Genomic DNA, 15831 nt, shown 5'->3' with positions numbered 1-15831 from the left:
ATTTTCAATTATCAATTGTCCATTATAAGTTAATCTTCACACCCATAGAGAAGATGCGTCCCTGGGCGATGGTGCCGCAGTCGATGCCTTGGTAGAGCTGGTTGTTGCCAGCGGCAAACTCAGGATCGCTACCCGTATACTTCGTCAAAGTGAAGAGGTTACGTCCCTCGGCCCATACAGAGATACCCTGGAGCCATGACTGCCATGAATCGGGCATAGGCACCTGATAGGTCAGCATCACACTCTTCATACGCAGATAAGAGCCATCCTCAATCCAACGGTCAGAGAAGCGGTTGTTGCCCATGGGGTCGCCATAGTTCAGACGAGGCAGAGAGGTCTGCTGACCCTCGTAACGCCAGTGGGCAATCTCGGCCACCTGCTGGTTGTAGAGCGTAGAACCACTATTCAGGATAGAGCGCTGATAGTTGTACACATCATTACCCAGACTGTAGTTGAAGGTCATGCCCAGCGTGAAACGCTTCCAGTTGAGGTTAAGGAAGATATTTCCGTAGATATCGGGATTGGGATCGCCGATGATGGTCTTGTCGCGCTCGTCAATCTGGTGGTCATCGTTCAGGTCATCGAAAATCACGTCACCAGCCTGGAAATACTGCTGAGCACCAGTCTCGTCAACCAGATAGAGGGCTGCTGCCTGTGCATCGGCAGTAGTAGAGAACACGCCCTTGGTCTTGTAACCATAGAACACGCCCACGGGGTTGCCTACAGAGGTCAGAATATTGTCGGTGCCATAGATAGAAGAGGTGTAGTTGCCATTGGCCAGTGCCTTCACCTCATTCTTGTAGTGGCCCACGGTAGCACCGATCTCCAGGTGCCAGTCCTTCAGTGAGATGGGTTTACCATTGATACCAACCTCGAAACCAGTGTTGCGCAGTTCGCCATCGTTGGTCCAGTAGTTATTGATACCACCGATAGGATTCTCAAAACTCTTCAGTGTCAGCAGGTCCTTGGTGTTGTGGATGAAGTAGTTGGCATTAAAGCCCAGACGGTTGTGCAGGAAGTTGGCCTGCAGACCGATATTGAACTTAGACGTTGTCTCCCACTTAATCTCCTCATTACCTACATTGGTGAGCTGTGTACCAATCTCCTGATAGTTGTAGCGAACAGCATTGAACGAAGTGCGTGCAGCATAGTTGCTGATGTCGTCATTACCACTCATATCGAAGCCCGCATTCAAGCGCAGGTAGTTGATACCAGCATTCTTGGGGAACCAATCCTCGTTAGAGAGCACCCATCCCAACTGCACGCTGGGGAAGATGGCCCATTTCACGCCAGCCAGTTTCACACCGCCGTTGGCATTAGAGCCAAAACGGCTGTTAGCCTCAGCAAGCAGAGAAACAGTAGCGAAGTATTTGTTCATGTAGTTATAGTCGCCAGAAGCATACCACTGCATGTTCTTCCACACATCATCAACACCAGCTACAGTATCATAGACATCATTACCTGTAGCCAGTTTGGGGTTCTTATCATCCTCACCCTTGGTAGAGTACTGTGTTGACAGGTCGCTGTTGTCGTAAGAGAAATAGGTGTAGCGGAAACCACCCGTTGCAGCGATGGTGTGAGCACCGATTTTCTTTTTCCAGTCCACATGCGTATTACTCAGCACATTAATCTCCTTAGAGAAGATTGAGGCGGTCTTAGAATAAACAGTACCCAGGTTCTTAATGGCAAACGAAGGCATACCGATGTTGGGACGGTAGTAGGCCTGTGAGTTGCGATTCAGATAATAGCTGAAATGAGAGGTCACTGACCAGTCACTGTTAATCTCATAGGTAGGAGCGATAGCCACGTTGAAGAACGTGTTCTCGTTGCGGTTCTTACGCTCACCGTTACCATTTCTCATCAGTGCCAAGGGGTTGGCCTGTGAATAGTTGCCTTCCTTCAGAGTGCTGTACAAATCATCGGCATCGGCCAGCAGCGAGGTGAAGGCATTGATATTCTTGTTGTACTGATAGGGATTGAGCAGCGGACTCTTAATCAGCGACAGGAAGGCAGGCGAGGTGATCACGCCTGAGTTCAGGTCTTCAGCGATACCGTCGTCGAAGAGGTTCGTGTTTGTACGTGAGAACGACATGTCGAACTTCGTGGTGAGGTTCCACAGCAGACGGATGTCAGTATTGAAACGTACGTTGATACGGTCAAAACTGGTTGACTTGATATTCTTCATCGTCTGGATGTAAGCCACAGAGAGGTTGTACATACCGACATCATCACCACCCTGCACATTGATACTGTAGTTGTGGGTCAATGCAGTGCGATAGACATACTTGCTCCAATCAGTATCATTATGATAGGTATTATAATAGTAGCCGTCCTTAGCATCGTTGAGGAAATTGAACTGCAAGGGGTTCGTTGAAGAACCAATACGGTTCTGCACCTCAGCGATAGTACCCAACTGCTCCACAGCATAGTTACGGTACTGTGCGGCATTCATCATCTTAGGATAACTTGGGGTAAAGGTCCACCCTACTCCCAGTTTGGCATCGATACGAGTGGCCATAGAGTGACCGCGCTTGGTATCGATGATGATGACACCATTGGCACCACGGGCACCGTAGAGGGCAGTGGCATTCTTGAGTACCGTCACCTTGTCGATATCCTCTGGCGAGATGGTCGACAGCATATTGAACACGTCGCCCAGATGCAGTGAACTGCGGCTCTGCTGCATGTCGAGCTCTACGCCATCAAGGATCACGAGGGGCTGGGCATTGCCGTTGAGCGAACCGATACCACGAATAAACATGGCGGCTCCCTGTTCCAAGTTGCCCGAATGCATGTTCATACGGATGTCGCCACCCAATTTTGCTGTCATCTCTTCGTCGATAGACAGGCCGTTGCCGTTAGAGACAAAACTGTTCTGAGCGGTGATGGTAGTACCATCGGCATACATCGTGGCAAAGGCATCACTCAACAGGTAGATGCTCACGCGCTGCTGCTCGTCACCAGGTTTGATGCTTACCTGCTGAGAGAGGTAGGTAGGTGTCTGCACGAAGAGGGCAGTAGTGAAGGTTGGCACCTTGATAAAAAACCTACCATCATCATCGGTCATGGCTACATAACGCTTGTCGTTAAGTGCCTGGATACGTACACCTGCCAAGGGCAGTTTGGTGGCGTCGTCAAACACAATACCTTGCACATTGCAGGTGGGGTTATTGTCAACAACCTGTGTGCGCTTAGGAGCTTTGAAACCCGTGGATTCCTCCTCGGCATCGACGTCGTCCTGAGCATAAGCCACCGAACATGCTGTCAAAGCAATGGCACAGAGTGAGAGTCTGAGACTCTGACGCTGTATGTAGTTATATATCATACTTTTCATCGTTGTCATTATTCATTAGAAGCGTTAGTCCAGTAATCGTTATACTCCTTTGGTACGAGATAAACACCTGCCACACGCATCTGCTGGTCGTACTTCTTACGGTTAGCAGAAGAGGTATAGCTCTTGGTGTGCATCATCATCAGACTGGGATAAGCATCCAGGCCGTAGTAGCACACAGGGAAGGTGAACTCACCCAGGTCGAAGACATTCACACGACCGGGGTCGCCGATGCAAGTCAGTTTCTTAGTATCCGTACCATTGTCTGTGGTCATCTCCAGATCCTTAGCGGCTCCCTGAGGCAATACAGTGAGCTGCTGCTTGTTGGCAGCATCCGTCCAACTGAGGTAGAAGCGCAGGTAGTAAGGCTTCACATCAGCCGCAGGTTCCTCCACCTGAGCAGGAACGGTAACAACATAGATATGATAGGTAGCAGAGCGAACGCCTTCGAGGGCGAAGTTGAACTCTGGCTTACCTGTAGTACCCTCGACATTGGCACTATCCACAGCCACGTATGAGAAGAAACGAGAAGTTTTGGGGAAGAGCCACTGATGGAACATCGCAGGCACCTTCGAGAAGAGACTGTCGCGACCTGCCAGACTATCCAGAGGGATATTGTGCGTGGTCAACTTGTTCACCTTCATCGTTGCGTCAGGACGCATAGTTCTAATCACCGGATTATAGCTGTTCCATGAGTCGAAAGTCAGCGAGTCGATAGTACGTGTGATACCATTACTCATCTCATTGATGGCAAGCGTGTGGTCCAGCACCCTATCGGCATGACGCAAATAACGTCCGTTCGTAGTAACCACCGTGTCCTTGCTTGTCAGTGTGCCCTGACCAAACAGCGGACCGTTCTGAGGATAGCTGGCAGAGAACACCAGGTTGTCTACAATATTGCGGCAGGTCAGCGAGTCCTGCAGTGCACTTGTAGCCTCTGATGGTTTGTCGGCCTTGGCATCGGTAGCCTTGATAGAAGAGGCAACGGTGCTCTTCTTTGAAAGATCCATGTAGTCCAACTTGGCAATATAGTTGTAGCAGGGATTGATGGCTGAGTAAGCAGCGTTCCATGCCTTGTCGTTGGGAATCAGCATGCAGAATGTGCTATCCTCATCTTCCAGGTCGGCTTTCATAATGGTACGAATCACATTATTGCGCTTCTTCATCACAGAGTCCAGATAGGTCTGCTTACCATCGCGCAACGGACCAATGACAGAGGCATTGACATCGAGGTAGTACTCGTCATATTTCTGGATATACTTCTTGATGGAGTCGCATCCCTGCAGGTTGTCAATATTCTCATAGAGGTTATTATGGAACTCAGACATACCGTTGAGTTTGTGCATCACACCATTATTCGAGGCGATATTGACAGCGTTATAGCTGTAGCCGTCGAATGAGGTCTGAGTGAAGGGATGGTGCTTCATGTTGAGCGACACAATAGTGGTGCTGTCGAGCGCAGCAGAAACAGGATAGTTATACTCCGTGATATGCTGCTGCATAAACTGCTTCAGCACGGTAGCACTGTCGCTGGCCATGAGTCGGTTATACTCTGCATCGCTGATAGCATCATTAACGGGTGCCCATACGGTGTAGAAACGAGGACTGTTGAGAACCTCCGAGAAACTGCATTTACGGGCAAGATCAGCAAAACGGGTCAGCTGCTGATCGTTGGAGATATTCTCCCACAACGTGTTGTTGGCTCCAGTCTGGTCACCACCAAACACACCAGGCACCGTATTGTAGTCATCATAGTCGGAGCAAGAGACCCCCACCCAGCCTCCCCCTGTGAGGGGGAGGAGTATATAGACCATAAAACGAAGTAACTCCTTTGTTTTATTACATATTAGATGTTTCATATTATTATATTTTTAATTTTCAATTTAATGTCTAACCACTCCCCTCCCTGCAGGGAGGGGTCGGGGGTGGGTCTTTAATACCAGTCCTCAGACATAGACTGACTGTTCACGATATCCAGAGGTACCAGTTCCACGAAGTCGAACGACCAACCCAGGTTGGTATCGTTCACCAGGTTCTTGATGCGCAACCAGTAGTCCTTACCCTGCTCAAAACGCTGGGCAGTGATAATGCGGCGCAGCATCATCGTACCATAACCAGTCTCTGAACGACAGCTGGTAGAACCGATAATCTGACTAGCTGCAGAATAGATATCGTCTGGCGAATAACTCAGAGGATCGGTAACAGAATTGTATGTACCACGAGAGAAAGATGCCGGAGCACGCATATAGCCACGTACATGCATACGCTGGTCGCTCTCTACGCCACAGTCAGAAGTCTCGTCGTCGGCGCGGTTAATCAGATCCTCATAACCGATGGTAGCATCCTCGTAAGGATTAGCACAAGCATCGAAAGGAATACCTACAGCCACCATGTCCGACTGCTTGGGTGAGTTACCCAGGTAGAACTGCATCAGACCACCACGAGCCATTGGGGGATAGATGATACGCAACTCGTAGTCACCTGTCGGCACGTGAGGCAGTTTGATGGCGAAGTCATACACATCCCATCCCTGGAACTGGTCTGAGTTGTGTGCACGCCAAGCACCCATCACGTTGAAACGGAGCAGTGTGCCGGGGTTATAGCATACGATATTATCGAAATAGGTGTTATGGAAAGCCACACGGTTACCATCACCACCACCATTCATTGAGCTAACCTCGGCAGCTGTTGCACCACGCAGACCATTATTGATCAACTCATAGAGGAAGGTAGAAGAATCCAGGCGCAGACGCTCGTGGAGGCCGTCCTTGGCATTCTGGTCGTACTTCAGGATACCCTTGATACGGTGGATATAACCATTCAGTGTCTCCACGCTGTTATCACGATCCACGGGCACGCCCTTGAAGATGAGCTGGTGGTCTTCGTCACCATCGCCCAGGGCACAGAGTCCCAGTTTCTTTGTCAGCGTATTGTTTGACAAATAGCGGTTCAGCCACAGGTTCTTGGTGCTCTTAGGATTCGTCTCCCACACCTTCAACAAGGTATTGGGCAACATTGTCTCAAAATACTCCTGAGGTTCATAGCCGAAGCAGAAGTTCCATGAGCCATCCGTCTGCTTGTTCTTCTCATAGACAATACGGTCGATAGGCATACCTGCACGCAAGATGTGGTAAGCCACAAACATATTCACCACGTTGAAGGGGTTCGTATAGTCGTCGCCCGTGCTGATGGTGATATTCTTCTCGTTGATATAGTCATACCAAGCACCACAGTTGCCATACCACTCCACGCACTTTGCCTTCAGGTCGTCAAAGTTATTGATACCTGCAGCACGGAACACGTCGTCGGTCTCAGCAAAAACGGTCCATTTAATCATACACTCCTTAGGATAATAAAGTGGGTTGCCGTCACGGTCATTATGGTTGGTACCCAGGTCATAGGTCTTCACCGTGCCGTCGGCATTATACTTCTTCTCAATCAGCAGTGTATCCGTATAACCAGTAGCCTCAAGAGCAGCATAGAAGATGCTCAGGTCCTTCTCACCCTCTACACGCAACTGGTCGTCTGTTGTACGGTCTGAACGAGGAATCACATTCGAGCATACATGAAGCACACCATTGATGGCCTCTATATCACCGTCAATGATAGCTGAGATATCGTTCAGACTGGTGAGTCCCACGAAATCAGGGAAATGGGTATTGTTATACTCGTTGTCCAAGAACACACCCACACGGATGCTACGACCGGTCTTCATCGTGGTCCATGTCGTCGTAGTACCGTCGAGGTCAACCTGCAGATGCTCTTCACCAGAGAGGTGGAAGCGTGCAATGTCCTCACAAAGCGAGTCGGACATCAGATCTACCTTTGACATCACATCCAGGTTATCCCAGTTGCCATCCTCCTTAATACCATTATGTTTAACCTTTGCCTTTGAAATGAGGTACGACTCGTCATTATACAGACTGTCGAGATAAACATTCACACCATCATTCAACGGAGCAAAACAGGTGTACTCACCATAGGTTGCCATATACTTGTCGAAGCCACCCTTCTCAAGGATACGGTAGAAAGCAGTCAGATCGCTTCTGTCGCGCAGCAACTCTGCAATAGTCTTATCGTCTGTAGAGAAGAGGTTTGAGCCATCGGGTTCCTCAGTACAAGAGGAGACCCCCACCCAGCCTCCCCCTGTGAGAGGGAGGAGTATATAGACCACAAAACGAAGCAACTCCTTTGTTTTATTTATAATTATTTGTTTCATAATCTTTAATTATTTGTTTTCATTTTACACGTCTGCCTACTCCCCTCCATTCAGGGAGGGGCAGGGGGTGGGTCTAATATTTCGCAGCTGATTTGTAGACAGGGTTCTGCTGGAGGTTTTTGTTCAACTCTACCTCGTCCTGATTGATAGGCATATAGAGATAGCGCTCATCACGCATCTTTGCCTTCATAGCAGAAGGAACAGCATACTTGCGCAGGGCCAGTTCAAAGAATTCCGAACTATTTGGCACCACCGCATAGTCCTTGTCAGACAGTTTCTTTGTCAGATCAGCCTTGGTTGTCATGTGACGATAGTTATAACGCATCAGGTCGAACCAACGCTTACCCTCAAAGCACAGTTCACGTGCACGCTCAGCCAGTACCAACGACTCCATCTTATCCTTATAAGTGCTATACTTCATAGCGTATGACGACTTGTTGGCATCCGACAGCGCACGGTCGTTCACAAACTTACAGATATCGAAGGCAGCCTGATTGTATGTCTCATCGGCTGCTCGGCTGTCAGCCAGTGCTGCCTGCTTCTCAAACTCATAGAGCTGAACAAGGGCCTCGGCCTTCATCAGCATCACGTCTGTAAGACGATACAGAATCCAGTTCTGCATCACGTTGGCACGTGTCTCGCGATGACTGTCGGCAGCATTGTTCACACCGGCAGAGACGGTAGCAACGAACTTACGTACGCCAAACTGCTCAACACTTGAGCTGGTGGCATCGTAAAGATACTCGTAGAGACGCTGGTCCACACTATTGAACCAAATGCCAGAACCGTCGGACTTCACCGTACCGTAGAGGGGTGCTGCCTTCAGGTAGCCATAGCTGTTGCTGCTGGCATTGTTGTAACGGTAATACATCTGGTCCAGTCCCTTGTTGGTAGCATTTGAATTGCGGAACTGCAGTTCAAAGATGCTCTCGTCAGCATTCTGACCATTCTGACCGAAGAGGTCGCTATACATGTCATCATAATCAGACAGGTAATAGTCCTTCTCTACATCATCCTCGCCCCAGCGACGACGCTGTCCACTCTCCTCGTAAGCCTGCTTCTTAGCCTTGATAATGGCATCGCAATAGTCCACACACTTCTGATAGTCGGCAGCATCGCGGTTCACAGAAGCACGCCACAGGTAGATATCAGCCAGCACAGCATTGATACCATCCTTATTCAGGTAGCCCTTATCGCGCCAGTCGCCATAGGTATTACCAGGAATAGCATTCTTTGAAGCCTCTTCCAAATCGCGGATACACATTGTGAGCACAGAGTCGGGCGTAGCCTGAGGAGCATTGAGGTCGGCACTGCTGTTCATATAAGCACCCGGTGTCACGGGGATATCGTGGAACACCTTTGTCAGATAGAAGTAACAGAAAGCTCTCAACGCCAATGCCTGGGCCTTGTTGGCCTCATAGTCACCACGAGTATAGTCAGGGTCAACGGCAATCACGTTCTCAGCCTTTTCCAACACCAAGTTACAATAGTTAATTGCCGAGTAGAAAGGATACCAAGAGGTAAATGCATTCTCAGTCTCGATATTGAGAGAATAAATCTGCTGCAGGGCTGTACGATAGGCAGCACCAGTAGGCAGTCCGGTTGTCATATTCAATTCGTCAGAGCGGAAGTCGCCCCAAACAATCATATTGCGTATAGCAGTCTCGTCGCGCAACTGTGCATAGGCAGTTGACACCACGGCATCCACCTCGCTCTTCTTCTGCCAGAAGTCATCATCGACAGTCTTATTGTCGGGCAGGATAACTGTGTCAACACAAGAGACCATCGCAACACTTGCCAGCATAACAGAAAATATCTTTTTCATAATTTTCATTTCTCAGTTTTCAATGTTCAATACTCTTAGAAACCAAAGTTCAAGCTGGCAGTGATAGACTTAGACCTTGGTGTAGTAGCACCGTCAGATGCTGGTGAATAGGTACCGGCACCAATTTCCGGATCAATACCACTATACTTTGTCCAGCAGAAGAGGTTGTTCATAGTCACGTAGGCCGAGAGATTATTCAAACCAAATTTCTTGATAGCACTCTTAGGCACGCTGTAAGACAACTGCAAATTGTTCAGACGCAGGAACGAACCGCTCTCTACGAAGCGTGAGCTCACCTGGTAGTTGTAACCTGTACCATAGAGGGCACGTGGGATAGGTGTCACGTCACCATCCTTACGCCAACGGTAGGTCACAGAAGAGCACTGGTTCTGAGTGCCATACATGCTCTCCAGTCCCATACGTGCGGTGTTGATAATCTTGTTGCCCCAACGGTAGTTGAAACGTGACACAAGTTTCCAGTTGCCATACTGCAGTGTCAGGCTGAAACCACCCTGCATCTTAGGCAGTGAGTTACCCAGATACTTGATATCAAGTTCGTTGATATTACCATCGTGGTTCACATCCTCATAGATGGCATCACCACCCTTGAACTCATATTCCGTATCACCATAATAATAGGTAAGACGCTTGGGCACACCAGTATTGGTCATGATAACCTTACCGTTTTCGTCGGTAGCTACAGGGAAGGTCTTGCCTTCAGCCAACTGCTGGTTGATCCATGCCTCGTAGTTCCAGTCGTAAGACTCGCCACGCGCTGCGGCCTGAGTCTGCAACTGCTGCTGCTTGGTGTTATAGTTCTGCAGGTAGTCGTAAGAATACTGGAACACACCCTTGCTGTTGAATCCATAGATAGAACAGAGAGGATCGCCCACCACAACACGGTTCAGGATTGAAGCAGAACCACGCTTACTGTAGCTGGGCTGAGAGTTCAGGTTATCCAGCACGCGCTGATCCATCTCCAGCAACTTGTTGATGTTCTGAGCCATGTTGAAGCTGGCAGAGAGCGAGAACTTCTTGTACGTGATAATCTTATTGGCAGAAACAGACATTTCCCAACCTCTGTTCTCCATCTCACCCACGTTACCGTAAGAGAGCGTTGTAGAGGTGTTCCATGCTGCTGATGTAGGAATGGGTATACCCTTCATAATCAGGTCCTTGGTCTTCTCCTTGTAGAAGTTCAGGTCCACCTCGAACTTATCATCCAGGAAACCGATGTTAAGACCAATGTTTGTACCAATCTTCTTCTGAGGACGCAGGTCATCGAGCTTCATGCCACTCATGGTGGTGAAGTAGCTGGTGCCATAGCGTCCGGCACGAGAGGTGTACTGGTTGAAGTAGTTGTCCACAGAGACACTTGAGCTACCCGTGATACCCCATGAGCCGCGGATACCAAACATAGACACATATTTCTTCAGAGGAGTGAAGAATGGTTCCTCGCTGAGGTTGTAACGCAGCGAGACAGAAGGAGAATAGAACCAGGGGTTCTTTGGACCGAACTTAGAGTTGCCATCACCACGCAGTGAGAAGCCTACGCTATAGCGTGACTTGTAAGAGAAGTGGGCATTATAGACAAAGTCCTGCCATGCCGACTTCGTAGCGCTGGGCTGGTTGTTCATGTCGTTCAGACGTGCATCAATCGTAGCAGACTCCATACCGTTGGGAATAGAGCTCTGCGCAATATACTGATAGGTATTCTTCTGTGTACCAGCCTCATAGCGTGCAAACATCGTCAGGTAGAAATCCTCGTTCTTGAATGCAGGCGTATAGGTCAGGGTGACACGAGAACCCATCTTGAACTGGTTAGTCTCTGTATTGGTCAGGTAGTTATAGTTGGTATCCGTATAACTGCCGTTTGACAGGCTACCAGGCATATAGGTTGGCTTAGAATAGGCATAGATATCAAAGTACACGCGACCATCGAATGTCAGACGGTGCTGTCCGGTGCCTGTTCCAAGCAGTTCGTACTTCAGGTTGAAGTCGGGCACAATGCTATAGGTCTGTTCCTTCTGCCAAGAGCTGTTAGCATAAGCCACAGGGTTACCGATAGCCACGACATCGGCCAACTGTGTAGAAGTGTAGTTACCATCGTCAGGTGTCATACCTGTCACGGTGGGGTTCATCAGGAAATACTCGCCCGTGTTGTTGTTATAACGGTCGTAGCGATAGATGCTGGCGTTAGGAGCCATAGCCAGAGCCATAGCCAGCAGGTTGTTGTGCGAGCCACTGCTCTTACTGCTACCATAAGTATAGTTCTTCAGGTTGTCTGTATAGGTCAACGCAAAGTTGGTAGAGAAGCGGATACGGTCAGACACGTTGTAGTCCAACACCAGACGGGTGGTCAGACGGTCCATCTTCTGCTTGATAACAGTACCCGTCTGATGGTTGTAGCTGGCAGAGATACGGAAAGTAGCTTTCTGACCACCACCAGAGATATTGAAGTTAGCCTCGTGCTGCTCACCAAACTGCTTGATAGCGCTCACCCAGTCGGTGTTCTTGTTCCAGTTGTTTGCCTCGGCCCAAGACTCAGCAGGCACGTAGTTGATTTCGTTGATAGTAGAAGTAGCCGATGAACTCTGGGTGGGGTTATAGAACTCCTCCTTCAGCATCATGGTGTAGTTGTCACCATTCAGCAGGTCGTAGCCGGCAGGCATCCAAGTGCCAGTGAACTTATAGCCCAGTGTCACTTTGGGTTTACCGCGAGCACCACGCTTGGTGGTAATCTGGATAACACCATTAGCACCCTGAGAACCCCAGATAGCCGTAGCAGCAGCATCCTTCAACACGGTGATGCTGGCAATATCGTCCACGCTGACAGCCAACATAGAAGAGAACTTCTCCTCGTCCATATTCTCAGGGTCGAAGTCAGCAGCATCGTACTCAAAGATCTTGTCATCGACAACAATCAGAGGTTCTGCACTACCACTCAGCGTAGAGACACCACGCAGACGCATAGAAGTACCGGCACCCAGGTTACCAGAGTTGGTAACGATATCCAGACCGGCGATCTCACCCTGCAGGGCCTCATCGGCAGAGGTAAAGGCCATACCTTCCACCTCAGCCATATTCATGGTCTGCTGTGATACAGAGACTTCGCGCTTATCGATATTCAGACCACCAGCATTGGTACGGCGTCCTACCACCTTTACCTCGCCGAGCACGGTCTTATCGTCCTCCAACTTAATCTTGAAGGTCTTCTGGTTACCAATAGGGAGAATCTTCGTCTTACTACCTACATAGGAAACGACGAGCTTATTCTTCGGGTTCTTAATCTCCATTGAGAAATTACCCATCATATCAGTCTGCGTGGCACTGATGATACGGTTGTTACCGTCGCGTTCCACCACATTGGCCATCATAATAGGACCCATGGCATCTTCCACAGTACCTGATATGACTCTACTCTGTGCCATCATCACCTGAGCGATGAAGGTAAACAGGATTGTCAATAGGAATTTTGACTTTGACATAATTATCAATTTTCAATTATCAATTTTCAATTATTAATACTTCCCGTTGCTGTTATAGCACAGAGGTGTACCAATGCCGTGAACGGTGACAAAAGAAGAGGTCTCGATAGCCTTGTACTTACCATACGTAGCATTAGTCTTCTCTACTGTCGTGATATCACGTGCTATGAGGTTAGCCAGGTTTGAAGAGGCATTCACAGTCACCACCTTGCCAGAGGCATCCTTCACGTTGAGTTTGTCATTACCACCCGTCACGGTCAGTGTCTGAGCGATACCGAGAGCGTTTGAGCAGAAGGTAGAGAACGAAGGCTCAGGCGTGGTGAGTCCTGTATTGGGATCGTAATTCTTGAAATAGCGATCAGCAAAGAGCGAGCTATTCTGAGTGTGATAACGCACGAAGCGTGACATCTTATCCAACTGAGCCTTCACGTAGGCAGCAGCAGCTTCCTGAGAAGCGAAGCCATACTGGTCTTTCACGCTCTCCCAGTCGTTGACGATAGCCAGCACATCCTTCCACTTGGGCAGACCCATATCCTTCTGTGCCTTCACCATAGCCTCGTAGGTAGGTGCATAAACGGTGTAGTTGTAGGCACTGAGCATACCCCAATTATCGTTGTCATCGATGACGCGGTAAGCCTTCATCTTCGTCTTTTTCTGTGCATCCTTATCGCTGTCGCTAACGATACCTGCGAAGGTGTAGAGGTCTTCGTTATTGAACTGCAGACAGAAGTTCAGGAAGTGGTCGTATTCAGGAGCAGCCGCGTCATAGTCGGCATCCTCGTCGTAGAACTCGGAACGCGACAGGGTCTGCATCACGCTGGTGATAGTAGGCTGGAGCGGATAGTTCAGACGATAAACAGTACCGTTCTCAATCTTGGCATCAGCACTATTGGCATCAAAGGTCTCAGTGATGGTTGACCACTGTGAAGCATCCTTCTGCTGCAAACCGCCTGCCACCTTATTGCCGCTGACGATGACAGCACCGCCATGCTTGGTCTTATAATACTTATTACCATAGAGGCCATACTGCGCCTTACCCTTACCAGTCTCTGTAGAGTCGGCAAGCACAATGGTGCAGTAGTCCAGCATGTCCTTAATCTGACTGTTGAAGATACCACTCTCGATATTGATATCCTGTGCACCGGCAGTCTCAACATACGAACTGAGTTCGTTGTAGGGACCGCTCTGATAGATATATTTCTTCACCAGCACGTGGAAAGAACCGTCGGCCTGGGGGTCGAAGCGGAAGCGCAAGCCCTTCAGTCCGTCGTCGTCCTTCACAGAGGTGGGGTCAATAACAATGAACCGTGTCTCATTATCTGTAGGAACAAACAGGCCATAGCGGGCCTTCATTGAGAGCAGATAGTAGTACATATCGGCACCCAGTTTAGAAGGTGTACCAGCAGTAGTCTGGTGGTCGTTAAGCATCTCGCCCATCGTGCGCATATCCTTATATACAGAAGCAGGACCGAGCACAGAGTTATACAACTTTGGTCCGAAGAGCTTACCCATCTTGTAGATGACACCATTGTTGGCAATCGTCACGTCGTAGTTGCCGTTGCTCTTCTTGTTGATATCATCCTTTGTCACATCGAGAAACTCGAAGGCATCGTTCTGAACAGTAGAGAACGTGCTGGGCACGGTCTTTGTGAGATAAGGCTTCATCACATTGTTCAGCACGCTGGCAAAGATTGAAGGGTCGTTATTGTAAACAGCATCGAGGTGCGCATTTAGGTTGGCTGCCGAAATCTCGAGTGAAGGCACACCCAAGTTTTTCAGAATATAAGCAGCCTCCTTCAGGAAATACTCCTCTACAGCCTTGTCGTCAGGAGCCAGGAAGGCAGCAATCTCTGCATTATCGTCGCTGCTGCCGCCTTTCAGCGTGGGGTTATAGTTGTTCCAACCTGGGTCGAAGTTGAGCAACTGGTTGTCGGCTACCGTCATACCACGTACGGGCTGGGCCAACTTGGCACGCTGAGAGTTCTTACTCAGATAGCGGATAGCAAACACGGTGTCCTGTGTGGCTGCGTTTGATTCGCTGTTGTACTGCTCCGTCAGCGTCATGTCGGCATCGGGGAAGCTGTAGTAGTCCAGCATACGAGAGATGTACTTCGTATCATCGCCGGCACGCAGTACCTCTGCCATGTTACCAGGATTCACCAGTACCTCGTCGAGCTGATGGATATAACCGTTTTGGCAGACTACGTCGCCCTTGATCACCTTGTGGTTGAAGATATAAGCATCACCCTCGTTATACGCATGACCAGTAAGCACCTCGAAGTCGCTCTCGTTGCCTGCGATGGTCATATTGTTGTTCAGCATATACTCGCCCGTGAGGTGCACCATAGGAGCCACGGTATTGTCGAATACAGCAAGCATAGAATTGCGGTCGGCCGTCTGGAAACGAGAAAAATACTTGTTGTTTGCAGGCATCTGCTCGGCCTTGAAAGGTGCCACAGCATAAGTCAGACGCATGTTGGTGCCGTGCTTCACCAGCTGGCCCTGCAACATATTGCCTGCGCTGTTCTGGCTGTTTGAAAGTGTACCCACCAGAATGGCATTGTCGAGCATAGTAGAGAAAAGCAACTCAGCTTTTTGAGCATGTGTCAGCTCTTCGTAGCTGCTGACACCAAACTTGTTGTTACCGCCTTCAAAGAATTTGGCGAAAGCCTCATCATTGGCAGGGAAGATAGTCTTACTACCCGTTCTACTCAGCACATCGGCATAACCCAGATCATCAATCAGTTTGCAATACGTCTTAAACGTACCCTGCAGTTCCTTGGGCTGCTGAAGCTCTTTGTAGATACTCTCGCCAAGCCATGATGGCAATTCTCCCTCAGGTACCAAGAAGTCCTTTGAGCAGGACCCTAGGCCTAAGCACATAAGGGATGCGTATAAAAAGAGTTTTTTCATAAATAAGTTTGTTTGTTATAGTGATTTTGTTGATTTGTCTGTTAGTATTAACATC

At 49.1% G+C, this 15831-nt stretch carries 6 protein-coding genes; all 6 read right to left on the bottom strand.

Translation table 11 applies throughout. From position 1 onward, the window contains the following. Window positions 1-22: 22 nt before the first annotated feature. The gene (locus L6466_RS03040; RefSeq protein WP_237802124.1) at window positions 23-3334 is read right to left on the bottom strand and encodes a SusC/RagA family TonB-linked outer membrane protein; all 3312 of its coding nucleotides are present in this window, start codon (window positions 3332-3334) and stop codon (window positions 23-25) included. Window positions 3335-3342: 8 nt separating this feature from the next. Next, window positions 3343-5190, bottom strand: coding sequence for a fasciclin domain-containing protein (locus tag L6466_RS03035; RefSeq protein ID WP_237802125.1), 1848 nt, complete (start codon window positions 5188-5190; stop codon window positions 3343-3345). A 74-nt stretch (window positions 5191-5264) separates the two neighbouring features. Next, the gene (locus L6466_RS03030) at window positions 5265-7550 is read right to left on the bottom strand and encodes a fasciclin domain-containing protein (protein ID WP_237802126.1); all 2286 of its coding nucleotides are present in this window, start codon (window positions 7548-7550) and stop codon (window positions 5265-5267) included. Window positions 7551-7623: 73 nt separating this feature from the next. Next, window positions 7624-9375 carry a RagB/SusD family nutrient uptake outer membrane protein gene (locus L6466_RS03025; protein WP_237802127.1) on the bottom strand — a complete coding sequence of 584 codons (1752 nt, stop codon included), beginning with the start codon at window positions 9373-9375 and terminating at the stop codon, window positions 7624-7626. 35 nt (window positions 9376-9410) lie between these two features. Continuing rightward, on the bottom strand, window positions 9411-12863 hold the full coding sequence (locus L6466_RS03020) for a SusC/RagA family TonB-linked outer membrane protein (protein WP_237793390.1): 3453 nt from the start codon (window positions 12861-12863) through the stop codon (window positions 9411-9413). 33 nt (window positions 12864-12896) lie between these two features. Then, on the bottom strand, window positions 12897-15776 hold the full coding sequence (locus L6466_RS03015; RefSeq protein WP_237813069.1) for a fasciclin domain-containing protein: 2880 nt from the start codon (window positions 15774-15776) through the stop codon (window positions 12897-12899). Window positions 15777-15831 lie beyond the last annotated feature (55 nt).

It is taken from the genome of Prevotella communis, assembly GCF_022024175.1.
GTDB lineage: Bacteria > Bacteroidota > Bacteroidia > Bacteroidales > Bacteroidaceae > Prevotella > Prevotella communis.
Note: the sequence above shows the minus strand (reverse complement) of the source record. Positions and strands in the feature narration are given on the sequence as shown.